Source organism: Streptomyces sp. JLBJ103 (genome assembly GCF_058215575.1).
On the sequence record NZ_CM177089.1, the window covers coordinates 6,160,372 to 6,175,129 of the forward strand.

The window sequence follows — 14,758 nt, forward strand, 5'->3', positions numbered from 1 at the left end:
ACACCGTCGGTGACCACCACGCCGCTCTTCGCAGCCACTGCTCAAAACAACAGCGGCCGCCCCGGTTGCCCAGGACGGCCTGTTCGGTGTGTCGGAGACAGGACGGTGCTACGCGCCGAACTCTCCATCGCGGAGGCTGCCGATGAAGGCGCCCCACTCGGCTATGTGGAAAGCGAGATGCGGTCCCTGCGCGTGCTTCGAGTCCCGCACGTGGATGGCGACGGGGCCAGCGGCCACCTCGACGCACATGCCGCCTTCACCGCTGCTATAGCTGCTCTTGAACCATGACAGCTCTGATGTGTCGTTTCTGACTTGCTTGTTGCTCATGTCTCTCCCCGCAGCTTCTCGATGAAGTCCAGTGACTCTCGCGGCGTGAGAGCCTGCGCCCTGATGATGCCGTATCGCTGCTCGAGTGTGCGGACCGCTTTTCGGTCGGTCACCAACCTGCCGATGTCCTGCACCTCGACGTAGGCCATCATCTGACGCCCTCTGGGCTCCAGCAAGGCGAAGGGCCCGGCGGCTCCGGCGTGATCCTCCACCGCCGTTGGCGTCACCTGGAGTTCGATGTTCCGCATGGCGCCCACATGCAGCAGGTGCTCCAACTGGCCACGGAGCACCGATGCACCGCCGCATGGGCGGCGCAATACCGCCTCTTCGGTAACGAAGCTCATGATCGGTGCTGGTTTGCTGGAGAGAAGCTCCTGTCGGGCCAGCCGGGCATGTACCCGTTGCTCAATGGTCTCCTCATCCAGCACCGGGCGCTGCATCGTGAACACGGCACGGGCGTAATCCTCGGTCTGAAGCAGACCGTTGATCACTTGGTTCTCGTACGCGTGGAACTCCGTCGCCTGCGCCTCCAGCCTCGCCGCCCCACGAAAGAACGCCGGAAGCCGCGCCTTGGACACCTCCTCCCGCGCCGCCCGCAGCACCCCGAACGCGTCCAGCACCTCGTCCGCCGCGTCCAGGAACTCCGGCTGTGGGACCCGCCGCCCCTGCTCCACCGAGGACACCTGCTCCTCGCTGTACCCGATGGCCTCGCCCAACTGCGCCTGCGTGAGCCCCGCCCGCTCGCGGAAGAGCTTCACCTGCTTGCCCAGGCACTTGAGGATGTCCGCCCCGTACTCGCCCTGCCCCCGTTGCCCCGGCTGCTCCGGATCTGTCATGTCCCGCCACCTCCCGTGCACAAGAACGTCGTGCCTCCCCACCCGCGTCACGGCCATCACTCCCGTACGTACACGTTCAGTGCCCGTACAGCGACCCTGGGTACCCGCGAGTTGTCTGGCCAGGCTATGCACGCTTCGCCACGCTCGGTGACGTGAATGGCGAAAATCCCCCTGGCAATACGCTCGGCGCTGGCGCACAACTCCCGGCCCCGCCCGGCACGTTCGAGATGTTCTTCACCTCCTCCCGGCATGGCGCCCGGCTCGCCCGGCGTCTCGTCGTCCGCAGGCTGGCGGAGTGGGGCATTCCGCGGGAGAGCGACGCCGCGTACGGCATCGCCCTGCTCGCGGGCGAGCTCGCGGCGAATGCCGTGAGCCACGGGCATGTTCCCGGTCGGCACTTCCACCTCCGTCTGACCTGTCAGCCTCCACCCGCGCCCGGAGGGCAGCGATCCCCGGTCACCGCCCGTATCGAGGTGTCCGACGCGCGAGGCGAGCGGCGCCCCGAGCTCCGCGATCACACCGCCGAGGCAGCGGCCCACCAGGAGGAGCACGGACGCGGGCTGGTGCTCGTGGACGCGCTCGCCTCCAAATGGGGCGTGACGGACCGCACCGTCGGCAAGACGGTGTGGTGCGAGTACGCCGTGGAGCCCACTCGGCTCGGTGGCCCGCATACGCGCCCCGAGGCGTGAGCTTGCGAAGGAGCCTTCAGAGCTCCTCAAAGGGAGGCACGATGCGCACGACGATGATTAGGCGGTCACGAGGGTTGGGAAGGAAGAAGAACCAGCCACCTGCCGCGTCCATGCGGCGCAGGCCGCCGGGCCGGGGGCCGTTGCCGAGATCGGTGATGTCCACACCTGTGTCGGCCAGCTCGACGAGCTGGCCGACGAGGCGCTCGACTTCGGTCACGATGAGTGCCGGTATCCCACCGGCGACGTGCTCATGATCCGGGTCGTACTCCCATGTCCAGGTATCGCTCAACGCTGCTCCTGGGCAAGCGCGACCCTCGCGGCGTCGAGGATCCGCCCCAGCTCGGAGGCTGCCCGGCGGGCCTGGTCCGCGTCACCGGTCGTGGCGAGGTCTTCCAGCTCCCGGAATCGCTCGGCGACGGTCGGCTGGCGCTGGATCTGGACATAGAGCGCCCATTGGGCCGTGAACCGTTGCAACGGAGCCAGGTCGGCGCTCTGCCGGGCCTGGTCGGCGGCCTGGTCCAGCTCCCGGGTGAAGGCGGACAGGGCCGCGGGCGCGATCTGTGCGACCGCCTGTCGAAGGGCGGTGACTGTCGCCGGAGGCTGTGGGATGCGCGGCTGTTCGGGGGCGCTGGCGGTCATGATGTCTCCCATGGGCGGGATTCTGATCCGTGCGGTCAGCGTACCGAGGGCGAACGCAGGTGCGGTCAGTCATTCGAGTGACACGATGAGTGAAGAGGGCGAGGCCGTGGCGCGCTCGCCGAGCAGGTCTGCCCGGACCGGCTGACCGCGGGCCTTCTGTAGGACCTTCTGTAGGAAGTCGACAGTGTGTCCCACACGCCCCTGTGGGTGCTCGATTCCTCCTCGGAGGCATGAGACCGATAGTTTGCGGGGGTAGGGGTCGGCACACACTGTGACGCCCGGCACGACATCAACAAGAGAAGGTGGTCCCTTGAGCCGCTCGGTTCTCGTCACCGGAGGCAACCGCGGCATCGGCCTCGCCATCGCCCGTGCCTTCGCCGACGCAGGCGACAAGGTCGCCATCACCTACCGGTCCGGTGAGCCGCCGGCCGGGTTCCTCGCGGTGAAGTGCGACATCACCGAGCCCGAGCAGGTCGAGCAGGCCTACAAGGAGATCGAGGAGAAGCACGGTCCGGTCGAGGTCCTGGTCGCCAACGCCGGTATCACCCGCGACCAGCTGCTGATGCGGATGTCGGAGGAGGACTTCTCCACCGTCCTGGACACCAACCTCACCGGCACCTTCCGCGTGGTCAAGCGGGCCAACCGCGGCATGCTGCGCGCCCGCAAGGGACGTGTGGTGCTGATCTCCTCCGTCGTGGGCCTGCTGGGCGGCGCGGGGCAGGCCAATTACGCGGCCTCCAAGGCGGGCCTGGTGGGCTTCGCCCGCTCCCTCGCCCGTGAGCTGGGTTCGCGCAACATCACCTTCAACGTGGTCGCGCCCGGTTTCATCGACACGGACATGACGCGCGCGCTCAGCGACGAGCAGCGCGAAGGCATCCTGGAGCAGGTGCCGCTCGCGCGCTACGGGCAGCCCGAGGAGATCGCCGCGGCGGTCCGCTTCCTGGCCTCCGACGAGGCCGCGTACATCACTGGAGCCGTCATCCCTGTCGACGGCGGATTGGGCATGGGTCACTGAACGTCATGAGTGGAATTCTCGCCGGTAAGCGCATCCTGGTCACGGGCGTCATCACCGAGTCGTCCATCGCCTTCCACGCCGCCAAGCTGGCTCAGGAGGAGGGCGCGGAGGTCATCCTCACCGGCTTCGGCCGGGTCTCCCTCGTCGAGCGGATCGCCAAGCGGCTGCCCAAGCCCGCCCCGGTGATCGAGCTGGATGTGCAGAACCAGGAGCAGCTGGACGGGCTGGCCGACAAGGTGCGCGAGCACCTCGGCGAGGGCGTCGACCTCGACGGTGTGGTGCACTCCATCGCCTTCGGCCCCCAGGGCGCCTTCAACTTCCTCGAGGGCAGCTGGGAGGACGTCTCCACCGCGGTGCACGTCTCGGCGTACAGCCTCAAGGCGCTCACCATGGCCTGTCTGCCGGTCATGCCGCGCGGCGGCTCGATCGTCGGCCTGACCTTCGACGCGCAGTTCGCCTGGCCGAAGTACGACTGGATGGGCGTCGCCAAGGCCGCCCTGGAGTCGACCAACCGCTACCTCGCCCGCGACCTGGGCGAGCAGAACGTGCGCTGCAACCTGGTCTCGGCCGGGCCCATCAAGTCCATGGCCGCGAAGTCCATCCCGGGCTTCGAGGAGCTGGCGGACGTGTGGAACCACCGGGCCCCGATCGGCTGGGACCTCACCGACCCCGAGCCCGCCGGGCGCGGCGTCGTCGCCCTGCTGTCGGACTGGTTCCCGCGCACCACGGGCGAGATCGTGCATGTCGACGGCGGCGTGCACATGATGGGCACCTGAGCCCTTCCGTAGCCGCCACGAGCCCAACGGCCCGCCGCCCCGCCTCCCGCACCGCGCGGGGGCGGGGCGGCGGCCGTTGGGCCCGTACGGACGCGTTAGCCCGATCGGGCCAGCAGGAGGGGCGTACGGGTGGTGTTCCGCGCAGTGTGGAGTACGTAAGACGACGTACGACGAACCGACTCGCGGAGCGACAGCACGGCCGAGGAGGTCCCGCCATGCGTACGACCCGGCGCGTCGCCGCCGCAGTCTTGATCGTCGCAATGGCAGGCTCCGCCGTCCCCGCGTCCCACTCCGCCGCCCAGGAGCGCCCCCGGCCCCGCACCGCCGCCTGTAACACCTGGGTGCGCGGTTCGCACGCCACCGCGAGCTGCTTCAACCCCAATCCGAACGTGGACCGGGTGCAACTGCACGTCGAATGCGCCCGCTGGTGGGATCCGGATATGGACGCCCACCCCATCGAGGTCGGCCCGGCCCAGCACGTACGGCTCGCCGAGCGGTGCTGGAAGGAGATCCGCAAGGCGTGGGTGAGTCACCGCTAGGCCCTGTCCACCGGACAGGGACCTAGGCCGACCTAGGCCCTGTCCTGCCGACCTTCGCGGGCCCGCGTCGCCTGGCACCGCGCCTCGCCGCGTTGTCGGGATCATCCGAGTACGCCCAGTACAAGGACGACCCTCCGCCTTGCGATCCTCCCCCAGCTACCGCTGGGAGGTGCCCCCTCACCAGACGCCGCGGGCTGGTCCACGAAGATCGACAGGACAGGACCTGGCCGGTGGGTCTCAAGGCGCTCAGGGGGCTCCGGCCGGTGGGGTCAGCCGGCCCGCGACCCCGCGGCAGCCGAACGGGTGCAAGCTCGCCTCCGCCGCCGCCCGCTCGCCGTCCTGCTCCCGGATCGCCTCCACCATCCGCGCGTGGTCCACATGCAGCTCGGGCCGCATCGCGTCGCCCAGGTCCGCGCGGAGGAAGTCCCGCACCACCGCGCCCAGGTCCGCGTACAGCTCGGCCAGGACGTCGTTGTGGGAGGCCGCCACCACCGCCATGTGCAGGGTCACGTCCGCCTCGACGAACGCCTCCAGATCGCCGGAGTCCCAGGCTCGCTCCCGCCGGTCCAGCTGGGCGTCCAGCCCCTTGAGCTCCTGCTCGGTACGGCGCTCCGCGGCCAGTTGCGCGGCCTTCGTCTCCAGGGCGCTGCGCAGCTCGGCCACATGCCGCGGATCGGCGGCGGCGAAGCGGCGGTGCATCACCCCGGCCAGTTCGCTGGTGGCCAGCACATAGGTGCCCGAGCCCTGCCGGATGTCCAGCAGACCGTTGTGGGCGAGCGCCCGGACCGCCTCGCGCACGGTGTTGCGGGCCACACCCAGCTGTTCGACCAGCTCGGGTTCGGTGGGAATCCGCGAGCCCACCGGCCATTCGCCCGAGGTGATCTGGGCGCGCAGCTGGGCGATCACCTGGTCGGCGAGGACGGAGCGCTGGGGTGAGGTCAGCGGCATGACTCTCCTGTGCCTGGAGCGGGGAAGCGAGTACCTCCATGATGCCGTCCGGGCGTCACCGGGCGGCCACTATCAACTGGACAAGCATTCATCCCATCATTCTATGATGGTCGGCATGCCAGCACAGGACGACCTCGCGACACTCGACCCGCCCGCCTCCCCCAACGCCACCCGGGAGCCCGGATCCCGCCCCACCGGCTCTCCCTGGCGCGGGCGTCTCCTGGCCGTCGGGATCCTGCTCGCCGCCCTCAACCTCCGGCCCGCCGTCACCAGCCTCGGCCCGCTGCTCGAGGAGATCCGTGCCGACCTCGGGATGAGCGGCACCGTGGCCGGACTCCTCACCTCGGTCCCCGCGGTCTGCTTCGCGCTCTTCGGGCTCACCGCGCCCCGGCTGGCCCGCCGCTGGGGGCCCGGCGCCGTGGTCTGCGCCGGTCTCGCCGCCGTCACCGCGGGCCTGGCGCTACGGCCCTTCGCGGGCGGCACCCCGGCCTTCGTGGGTGCCAGCGCGCTAGCGCTGGCAGGTATAGCGGTCAGCAACGTGCTGATGCCCGTGATCGTCAAGCGCTGGTTCCCCCACCGGGTGGGCGCGATGACCGGTCTGTACTCCATGGGTCTTTCGCTCGGCACCGCGACCGCCGCGGCGGCCACCGTGCCTATGACCCGCGCGCTGGACGTCAGTTGGCGGGCCGGGCTCGGGGTGTGGGCGCTGCTCGCCGCCATCGCCCTGGTGCCCTGGCTGTTCCTCGCCCGCGACCGTACGAAGGACGCGGGGAAGGCCGTGACGAAGGACGCGGGGAGGGCCGTGGAGGAGCCGCGGTCCGGTGCGGACTCCGGTACGGGCTCCGGTGCGGACTCCGGTACGGACGAGCCCGGGGCGGCCGGGCGGGCGCGGCCCATCACCCGCAGCCCCATCGCCTGGTCGATGGCCATCTTCTTCGGCCTCCAGGCCACCGCCGCCTACATCACCATGGGCTGGATGCCGCAGATCTTCCGGGACGCGGGTGTCTCCGCCTCCACCGCCGGGGTGCTGCTGGCCGTGATCATGGCCATGGGGGTGCCGCTGTCGTTCGTACTGCCGCCGATCGCGGCCCGGCTGCGCCACCAGGGCGTGCTGGTGGTGATCCTCGGTGTCTTCGGGCTGAGCGGCTACGCCGGGCTCTATCTGGCCCCGGCGGAGGGCGCCTGGCTCTGGGCCCTGCTGCTTGGCGTCGCCAACTGCACCTTCCCGCTCGCCCTCACCATGCTCGGCATGCGGGCGCGGACCAGTGCGGGGGTGGCCCGGCTGTCCGCCTTCACCCAGGGCACCGGCTATCTGTTGTCCATCCCGGGTCCGCTGCTGGTCGGCGCGCTCTACCAGCACAGCGGCGGCTGGGGACAGCCGATCGCGTTCATGGCCGCGCTGATGGTGCCGCAGATCGTGGCGGGTGTGTTCGCCGGGCGCAACCGCACCCTTGAGGACGAGATCTGACCGGCGCCGCCCGGAGCGTCCGCGCGATGCCCCCGGTCCGGGGTTCCGGAACCTGGGGTGGGACACTCGGAGCATGCCTGTGCTCGATGAGAACCCCCAGAACGGCCAGAAGAAGCTGCTCGTCATCCTGGGCGTGATGCTCGGTATCACCGTGGTCATCGCTGTGCTCGCCACCGTCGTCTCGCCCTGACGGACGGGCCTTTGGGGCACGGGGGTGGGGCTGGCACCACCATCCCCTAGGGGGCCAGGGTCAGGGGTAAGTGGGTGGATCACCGGATGGGCGCGGCCGTACCCGCTCCGTAAGGTCGAAGCATCCGATGAACCGCCACCCGATCCGCGACCCGGAGGCGATCCCCATGCCCGCCCGCAGCCACCCCCGGCCCGTACCCCCGGTGCACAGCGGCGTGGAGATACGGCTGCCGTGGTGGGCGATCGCGCTTCCCGCCATCGCCTTCGCGGCGCTGCTGCTTCTGCTCGCGGGGCCCACCGATGCCCATGCCGCCACCGGTCCGGGCGCGGTCTCGCACGTCCTGGGGCTGGTGCAGCAGGTCGTCCTGCATCAGGGGGCATGATCGCCACAACCGCGGCGATCATCCGCGGCCGCCACCGGACCGTGGTTACTCACCTTTGATCAGGTCGTTCCCGCACCCTGCGCCTGGACCACCGATTCATGCGAAGCTGGGACGCATGAGCGTCGATGTGCCCCGCAGGATTGTCCTTCTCCGACACGCCAAGGCCGATTGGCCCCAGGTGGCAGACCATGAGCGGCCGCTCGCAGAGCGCGGCCGCAAGGACGCCCCGATCGCCGGGCGCCGGCTCGCGGAAGCGGGTCTCACCCCCGAACTCACCCTCTGCTCCACCTCTGTACGCACCCGTGAAACCTGGAAGCTGGTCGTCCACGAGCTGCCCCAGCGCCCCAAGACCGTCTACGAGGAGCGGCTGTACGACGCCTCGCTCGGCGAGCTGCTGGCGGTGCTCAACGAGACCTCCGACGACATCAGCGATCTGCTGGTCGTCGGGCACAACCCCGGGATGCACGCCCTCGCCGACGCCCTCGCAGGCGAGGCCGAGGAGGGCACCCGGGAGCGGATGTCCCGCTCCGGCTTTCCCACCTCCGGGTTCGCGGTGGTGACCTTCAGCGGTTCATGGAAGTCCGTCGAGCATGGAGTCGGCCGCCTCACCACTTTCTGGGCGCCCCACGAGTGAGCCACCACGAGTGAGCCACCACGAGTGAGCCACCACGAGTGAGCCACCACCGGCCCTCGCCCCGCCGTCGGAGGACGGGGCGAGGGCCGGTACGCGTCCGAGGCCGCCGCGGGGCGGGTCAGGCCACGGGTCAGTCCACGTGGGAGCCGGCCGTCTCGACCTCTTCGCGGGTCACGCCCAGCAGATACAGCACCGCGTCCAGGAACGGCACATTCACCGCCGTGTGCGCGGCCTTTCGCACCACCGGCTTGGCGTTGAAGGCGACCCCCAGTCCGGCCGCGTTCAGCATGTCAAGATCGTTGGCACCGTCGCCGATCGCGACGGTCTGCACCAGCGGCACCCCGGCCTCGGCCGCGAAGCGCCGCAGCAGCCGCGCCTTGCCTGCCCGGTCCACCACCTCGCCGACCACCCGGCCGGTCAGCTTGCCGTCGACGACCTCCAGGGTGTTGGCGGAGGCGAAGTCCAGCCCCAGACGCTCCTTGAGATCGTCGGTGACCTGGGTGAAGCCACCGGAGACCACACCCACCTGGTAGCCGAGCCGCTTCAGGGTGCGGATCAGCGTACGGGCGCCAGGGGTGAGCCGGACCTCCGCGCGCACCTTGTCCACCACGGACTCGTCGATGCCCTTCAGTAGCGCCACACGTGCGTGCAGCGACTGCTCGAAGTCCAGCTCACCGCGCATCGCCCGGGCCGTGACCTCGGCGACCTCGGGCTCGCACCCCGCATGCGCCGCGAAGAGCTCGATCACCTCGTCCTGGATGAGGGTGGAGTCCACGTCCATGACCACCAGCCGCTGCGCCCGGCGCTGGAGCCCCGAGGCCACGACGGCCACATCGACGCCGATGTCCGCGGCCTCGGTGGCCAGCGCGGTGCGCAGCGGCTCCGTCTCGGCGCCGGACACCTCGAACTCCACCGCCGTCACGGGGTACTTCGCCAGCCGGAAGATCCGGTCGATATTGCCCCCGGTGCCGGTGATACGGGAGGCGATGGCGGCGGCGGCCTCGGCGGTCAGCGGATGGCCCAGCACGGTGACATGCGACCGGCCGGTGCCACGCGGCCGGTTGTCGCCCCGACCGGAGATGATCTCGGCCTGGAGCCGCATGGACTCGGCCCAGCTGTGCACGGTGGCCCGCAGATCCCCCTCGGTGCCGTCACCGGCGGTGGGGGCGGTCACCAGCACGCACAGTACGATGCGGCCCCGGGTGACGACCTGCTCTATATCGACTATGTCCACGTCGTAGGCGGCCAGGGTGTCGCAGAGTCCGGCGGTGATGCCGGGGCGGTCCTTGCCGAAGATCTTGACGAGGAGCGTGGGGACATCGTCGCCAGGAACGGCGGTGGCAGGTGGGATCTGCGATGTGCTCATGGTCCTCCCACCGTATCCGGCCGCCCGCCGGGCGCGCGCGGCAGCCCGCGTGCTGGACAGCCACCCGGCGCCCAACGTTCATGCCCCGGCCGCCGCGATGTCACCACGGGCGCGTTCGGGTCCGCCGTCGCCGGTGCGGCAACCGTGGCTGCGGCCGGTGCCGCGGTCGGTGTTGCCGGTGCCCAGGCCGACCGGGCCGCCTCCGTCATCGCCGGGGCCGGTGCCGCCATCCCGGGCCTCCGGCGCGGCTTCGGCTGCCGACTCCCGGTCGCCGCTCGAGCCGCTCAAGCCGTGGCCCGAGCCGACCCGCGCCGCGGTCGTCGTAATGCCTCCGCCGCCGGGCCCGGACGGGGGCGCTGCCGGGGCCGTCACCGGGTGGCGTTCGCGCCGCCCGCGCCGTGCCCCTGTCCGTCCCGTGCCATGGTCGTTGCTGGTGCCCGGGTGACCTGGTCTCCCGTGCCGGGCCCGCTGTAGCCCACAGCCCGTCCGCCGCTGTCACCGGTGCCCACGCTTCGCGGCGTCGCCACCGCCCCCGCCACCGTCACCGCCACCGCCCCTGTCACCCCGTGCCATGCGCCGGGCCAGCGGGGTGGCCCATCGTCCCTCCGCGCCGGCGGCGCGGGTGATTGCCGCGCCGACGGCGCCCGCCGCCGCGCCCCACGCCGCGCCCAGCAGTAGGGCCAGTGGCACGCTGCCGTGCAGTTCCAGCCCGGCGCCGAACGCGTCGAAGCCGAACACCGACAGACTCGCTCCTGCCGACACCCTGGTCAGCCACACCAGCAGCGCCAGCACCGGCGCGGTCACCAGCCCGAGGCGCAGGGCGCACACCCCGGCCGTCGCGCCGAGCGGCCGGGGGTGGGCGCCCTCGGTGGGCGTACGTACCGCCGTCAGCACCCCGGCCGCGAGCATCATCAGCACACTCGCGACCACCAGAAGCCACACCCGTCCGTCCAGTTCGGCCAGCCGCCCCACCGTGATCGGCTCATCGCCCCGCCCGGCCAGCAACTCGTCGAAGGGGGCGGGCAGCACCCGCGCCAGCGCCCCGGTCACGCTGCCGTGCCAGGGCACGAAGAGCCCCAGCGCGGTGCCCAGCCACACCCCGTTCGGGGCGGTGAGCAGCGCCGTACCCAGCACCAGCCGGGGATGGTCGTCACCGGCCGCCGCGTACACCGCCGCCACGAGACCGGCGACGACCGCGAGCACCATCACCCCGCACAGCGCGGACACGGCGGGCCGGACCGTACGGTGCAGCGCCTCCGCGCCCCGCGGCAGCGGCGTACGGCGTGAGGCCAGCAGCGCGAGCAGCAGGACAGCCACGATCCATATGGCGCCGCCCAGCAGCGAGCGCCCGGCCTCGACGGTGAAGCCGACCGATGCCTTGGCGTCGACGAGTCCGGCGAGCCGGTCCGGCAGCAGTCCGGCGCCGATCTGCCCGAGATCGCCCAGTTCTTCGGGGAGCCGCTTTTGCAGCTCCTGCTCCGCGCGCCTGCCGAGTTCGTCCAGACCGAGCGTCTCGCTGTCGATCGTGATCGTATCGTTGCCCACCCAGGTGAGCCCGGTGAGCAACAACAGGAAGACCAGGATCACCAGGCCCGCACGCAGGGCGAGTTCGGCCCCTGGCGCAGTCGCCCCCGCCGAGCGAAGTGAACGCAGAAAAAGCCATCCCAACAGCAGCGCTCCGACCAGGCTTACCCCAAGTGGCGCGATATCGATGGCGCTATGAGCTTCGGCGCCTTTCAGCCCGAACGTCTCGATATCCCCGGACGGGGTCACGGTGCCGCCGAGCGCCAGCACCATCGCGGCGGCGGTCATGGGGCCGAGTGCCCCGGCTCCATCGGCGCCGATCAGATGCAGACCGAGCGCCGCGATTCCCGCCATCGCCAGAAAGGCCCAGCTCACCGCCGAGATGGCGGCGAGTGTCGCATGCCCCCAGGGCAGGCGGCTGCCGTCGCTCCCGCTCATGCCCTCGGCTCCTGAACCATGCGAGTTGCCCGGATAGTCCATCATCTGCACTATCCGTCATCGCTTACCACTTTCCGAGGGCCTTTCGGATGAGTCGACGCTGCCCGAGATGTGCTCTTGTCAAAACCCGACTTCCGGTCAAGGGACTGAGCCTGAAATAGTTCCTCACGATGTTCGCCATCCCTAGACTCCTTGTGCAGACTTCCTGCGCCTGGGGTAGCTCGGGGGACAAGTAGTGGGGCATGGAGTGCCGGAACTCGTACTGGAATTGAACGGACAGACCTGGACACTTGATCCGTCCAGGTCGTACAGCGTGGGGCGGGACCCACAGGGCGACATGGTGCTGGACGACGCGAGAGTCTCCTGGCGGCATGCCACCGTGCGGTGGGGCGGGCGTAGTTGGGTCATTGAGGACCACGGCAGTACCAACGGCACCTATGTGCAGGGCCAGCGCATTCAGCAGATGGAAATCGGCCCCGGGGCGGCCGTCCATCTGGGTAACGCGACCGACGGTCCCCGGATGAGCCTCTCCGGTGGCGGGGCGGGCGCCGCCCCGGCGGGCGGCTCGGGCGCCTACGGCCAGCAGCAGGCCGCGATGGGTATGCCTCAGCAGGGCCAGCAGCCTTCGGCGCAGCAGTCGCCGCAGGCGCAGCATCAGCCGCAGCAGGCGCATCAGCCGCAGCATGGCCCCGGCTGGCCGCAGCAGGGCGGTCAGCAGCCGCCCCAGGGCTGGCAGCAGCCGCAGCAGCATCCTCAGGCGCCGCCGCAGCAGCAGCCGTTCATCCCACAGCAGCAACAGGCCCCGCAGCAGGCGCCTCACCAGCAGGTGCCGCCGCAGCAGGTACCGCAGCAGGTCCCCGGTACCGGCCCCGCCGGACCGAACGGCGCCGCGCCCGCTCAGGGCGACCGCAGCCCGACCACTTTCCACCAGCTGGCCGTAGGCCGGGTCATGCGCATCGGTCGTTCGCTGGAGAACGAACTGGTCGTCTCCGACCTCCAGGTCTCCCGCCACCACGCGGAGTTCCGGGCGCTGCCCGACGGCCGCTTCGAGATCCGCGACCTCGGCAGCCACAACGGCACCTATGTCAACGGCCAGCCGGTCCGGCAGCAGATCATCGGCCCGGCCGACACCGTCGGCGTCGGTCACTCCACCTTCCGGCTGGTCGGCGACCGCCTCGAGGAGTTCGTCGACACCGGCGCGGTCTCCTTCTCGGCCCGCCATCTGACGGTCACCGTCGACGGTGGCAAGCAGATCCTCAAAGACGTCTCCTTCGGCGTCCCCGAGAAGTCCCTCGTCGCGGTCATCGGCCCGTCCGGCTCCGGTAAGTCCACGCTGCTCAAGGCGCTCACCGGTTACCGCCCGGCCAACCAGGGCGATGTCCTCTACGACAACCGGAACCTCTACAAGCAGTTCGCCGAGCTGCGGCAGCGCATCGGTCTGGTGCCGCAGGACGACATCCTGCACAAGGAACTGACCGTCCAGAAGGCCCTGCGGTACGCGGCCAAGCTGCGGTTCCCCGGTGACACCGCGGAGGCCGAGCGCGAGGCCCGGATCGACGAGGTGCTGCGCGAGCTGAAGCTGGACATCCACCGGGAGAAGAAGGTCACCTCGCTCTCCGGTGGTCAGCGCAAGCGGGTCTCGGTCGCGCTGGAGCTGCTCACCAAGCCGTCGCTGATCTTCCTGGACGAGCCCACCTCGGGCCTCGACCCGGGCATGGACCGCGATGTCATGCAGCTGCTGCGAGGTCTGGCCGACGACGGCCGCACCGTGCTGGTGGTCACCCACTCGGTCGCCGAGCTGGCGCTGTGCGACAAGCTCCTGGTGATGGCGCCGGGCGGTTCGGTCGCCTACTTCGGTCCGCCGGACGAGGCGCTCAACTTCTTCGGCTACGACACCTGGGCGGATGTCTTCTCCGCGTTCGAGAACTACCGCGACTACGACTGGGCGGGCCGCTGGCGCGGTTCGCAGCACTACCAGATGTACGCCGCGGACCTGGACTCGGCGGCCCCGCAGTCGGTCCATGTCCAGCCGCCGCCGGCCAGGATGCAGAAGCCACAGAGCTGGGGATCCCAGCTGTGGACGCTGATGCGCCGCTATATCTCGGTGATCGCCTCCGACAAGGGCTTCATGGGGCTGATGGTGATCCTGCCCGCCGTGCTGGGTTCGGTGAGCGTGGTCATCCCCGCGAAGTTCGGCCTCCAGTTCGCGCCCAAGGGTTCGTTCAACCAGGCGGCCGGGACGATCCTGCTGATCCTCGTGGTCGGTATGTGCTTCACCGGAGCGGCCAACTCCGTACGAGAACTGATCAAGGAACGGGTGATCTACGAACGGGAACGGGCCGTGGGCCTCTCCCGCTCCGCGTATCTGATGTCCAAGGTGATCGTGCTCGGCGTGATCACGGCCCTCCAGGGCGTCATCATCTGCGCGATCGGCCTCTCCACGCGGAAGCTGCCCGAAGAGGGGCTGCTGATGCCGCCGGCCGCCGAGCTGTGCCTGGCCGTCATCGCCATCGGCTTCACCTCGATGATGTTCGGCCTGGTCATCTCCTCGCTGGTGAAGACCGCCGAGAAGACCATGCCGCTGCTGGTCATGTTCGCCATCGTCCAGGTGGTCTTCACCGGTGTGCTGTTCAAGATCTTCGATTCGCCGGGCGTCGAGCAGTTCGCCTGGCTGATGCCGTCCCGCTGGGCGGTCGGCGCGGCCGGAGCCACCCTGGACCTGGGCCCCGGCGCCGGTCACATGATGGCGCCGTGGGACAGCAAGAAGCCCAACGACCTGGACCCGCTGTGGGAGCACACCACCACGCAGTGGGGGATCGACATGGCCGTGCTGATCATCCTCGGTGTCCTCTGCGGCATCGCGGTCGCGCGGCTGCTGCGCCGCCATGAGCCGGAGGTCATGCGCAAGTAACAGGGAGCCGCGGCCCGTACGACCGCGGCCCCGGTACCGCGCCCGGACATGTCCGAAGGGCGGCGGCACCCCTCGC

17 protein-coding genes are annotated in these 14,758 nt (G+C 70.3%); 9 read left to right on the plus strand and 8 right to left on the minus strand.

Features of this window, described 5'->3' with window-relative positions; all coding sequences use genetic code 11:
- Positions 1-108: 108 nt before the first annotated feature.
- Together AC4BEG_RS27210 and AC4BEG_RS27215 are read right to left on the minus strand one after the other, a co-directional pair.
- Entirely contained in the window at positions 109-327 is a 219-nt protein-coding gene (locus tag AC4BEG_RS27210; protein ID WP_490702368.1) for a DUF397 domain-containing protein, read from the minus strand.
- Positions 324-1,214, minus strand: a complete 891-nt coding sequence (locus AC4BEG_RS27215; RefSeq protein WP_490707211.1) for a helix-turn-helix domain-containing protein — start codon at positions 1,212-1,214, stop codon at positions 324-326. Before AC4BEG_RS27215 ends, AC4BEG_RS27210 begins: the two co-directional genes overlap by 4 nt.
- Before the next feature lie 101 nt (positions 1,215-1,315).
- Here AC4BEG_RS27215 and AC4BEG_RS27220 point away from each other — a divergent pair, with 101 nt between their 5' ends.
- A complete protein-coding gene (locus tag AC4BEG_RS27220; protein WP_490702369.1) occupies positions 1,316-1,852 on the plus strand; it encodes an ATP-binding protein in 537 nt (178 codons plus the stop codon).
- A gap of 16 nt (positions 1,853-1,868) precedes the next feature.
- Here AC4BEG_RS27220 and AC4BEG_RS27225 read toward each other — a convergent pair whose 3' ends face one another.
- A complete protein-coding gene (locus AC4BEG_RS27225; protein WP_490702370.1) occupies positions 1,869-2,141 on the minus strand; it encodes a hypothetical protein in 273 nt (90 codons plus the stop codon).
- Positions 2,138-2,491 (minus strand): DUF6247 family protein, encoded by a 354-nt coding sequence (locus tag AC4BEG_RS27230; protein WP_490707212.1) that lies wholly within the window; start codon positions 2,489-2,491, stop codon positions 2,138-2,140. Before AC4BEG_RS27230 ends, AC4BEG_RS27225 begins: the two co-directional genes overlap by 4 nt.
- Positions 2,492-2,801: 310 nt before the next feature.
- On the opposite strand from AC4BEG_RS27230, the gene fabG reads away from it, so the two are divergent.
- From fabG to AC4BEG_RS27245, 3 genes are all read left to right on the plus strand, one after another.
- Positions 2,802-3,506, plus strand: coding sequence for a 3-oxoacyl-[acyl-carrier-protein] reductase (gene fabG, locus AC4BEG_RS27235; protein ID WP_490702371.1), 705 nt, complete (start codon positions 2,802-2,804; stop codon positions 3,504-3,506).
- 5 nt (positions 3,507-3,511) lie between these two features.
- Positions 3,512-4,282 carry an enoyl-ACP reductase FabI gene (gene fabI, locus AC4BEG_RS27240; protein ID WP_490702372.1) on the plus strand — a complete coding sequence of 257 codons (771 nt, stop codon included), beginning with the start codon at positions 3,512-3,514 and terminating at the stop codon, positions 4,280-4,282.
- Between the two features lie 215 nt (positions 4,283-4,497).
- The gene (locus AC4BEG_RS27245; RefSeq protein ID WP_490702373.1) at positions 4,498-4,821 is read left to right on the plus strand and encodes a hypothetical protein; all 324 of its coding nucleotides are present in this window, start codon (positions 4,498-4,500) and stop codon (positions 4,819-4,821) included.
- Between the two features lie 246 nt (positions 4,822-5,067).
- Here the strand turns inward: AC4BEG_RS27245 and AC4BEG_RS27250 are convergent, their stop codons facing one another.
- A complete protein-coding gene (locus AC4BEG_RS27250) occupies positions 5,068-5,769 on the minus strand; it encodes a FadR/GntR family transcriptional regulator (protein ID WP_490702374.1) in 702 nt (233 codons plus the stop codon).
- A gap of 106 nt (positions 5,770-5,875) precedes the next feature.
- Here AC4BEG_RS27250 and AC4BEG_RS27255 point away from each other — a divergent pair, with 106 nt between their 5' ends.
- From AC4BEG_RS27255 to AC4BEG_RS27270, 4 genes are all read left to right on the plus strand, one after another.
- A complete protein-coding gene (locus AC4BEG_RS27255; protein WP_490707213.1) occupies positions 5,876-7,237 on the plus strand; it encodes a CynX/NimT family MFS transporter in 1,362 nt (453 codons plus the stop codon).
- A gap of 73 nt (positions 7,238-7,310) precedes the next feature.
- Positions 7,311-7,427 (plus strand): SGM_5486 family transporter-associated protein, encoded by a 117-nt coding sequence (locus tag AC4BEG_RS27260; RefSeq protein WP_490702375.1) that lies wholly within the window; start codon positions 7,311-7,313, stop codon positions 7,425-7,427.
- A gap of 127 nt (positions 7,428-7,554) precedes the next feature.
- Positions 7,555-7,809, plus strand: a complete 255-nt coding sequence (locus AC4BEG_RS27265; RefSeq protein ID WP_490702376.1) for a hypothetical protein — start codon at positions 7,555-7,557, stop codon at positions 7,807-7,809.
- A 115-nt stretch (positions 7,810-7,924) separates the two neighbouring features.
- Positions 7,925-8,443: a SixA phosphatase family protein gene (locus AC4BEG_RS27270; RefSeq protein ID WP_490702377.1), complete on the plus strand. Its 519-nt coding sequence runs from the start codon at positions 7,925-7,927 to the stop codon at positions 8,441-8,443.
- 130 nt (positions 8,444-8,573) lie between these two features.
- On the opposite strand, the gene serB is transcribed toward AC4BEG_RS27270, so the two are convergent.
- From serB to AC4BEG_RS27285, 3 genes are all read right to left on the minus strand, one after another.
- The gene (gene serB, locus AC4BEG_RS27275; protein ID WP_490702378.1) at positions 8,574-9,809 is read right to left on the minus strand and encodes a phosphoserine phosphatase SerB; all 1,236 of its coding nucleotides are present in this window, start codon (positions 9,807-9,809) and stop codon (positions 8,574-8,576) included.
- 78 nt (positions 9,810-9,887) lie between these two features.
- Entirely contained in the window at positions 9,888-10,097 is a 210-nt protein-coding gene (locus tag AC4BEG_RS27280) for a hypothetical protein (RefSeq protein ID WP_490702379.1), read from the minus strand.
- Between the two features lie 207 nt (positions 10,098-10,304).
- Positions 10,305-11,771: a streptophobe family protein gene (locus tag AC4BEG_RS27285; protein WP_490702380.1), complete on the minus strand. Its 1,467-nt coding sequence runs from the start codon at positions 11,769-11,771 to the stop codon at positions 10,305-10,307.
- 235 nt (positions 11,772-12,006) lie between these two features.
- Here AC4BEG_RS27285 and AC4BEG_RS27290 point away from each other — a divergent pair, with 235 nt between their 5' ends.
- The gene (locus AC4BEG_RS27290) at positions 12,007-14,682 is read left to right on the plus strand and encodes an ABC transporter ATP-binding protein/permease (protein ID WP_490702381.1); all 2,676 of its coding nucleotides are present in this window, start codon (positions 12,007-12,009) and stop codon (positions 14,680-14,682) included.
- Positions 14,683-14,758 lie beyond the last annotated feature (76 nt).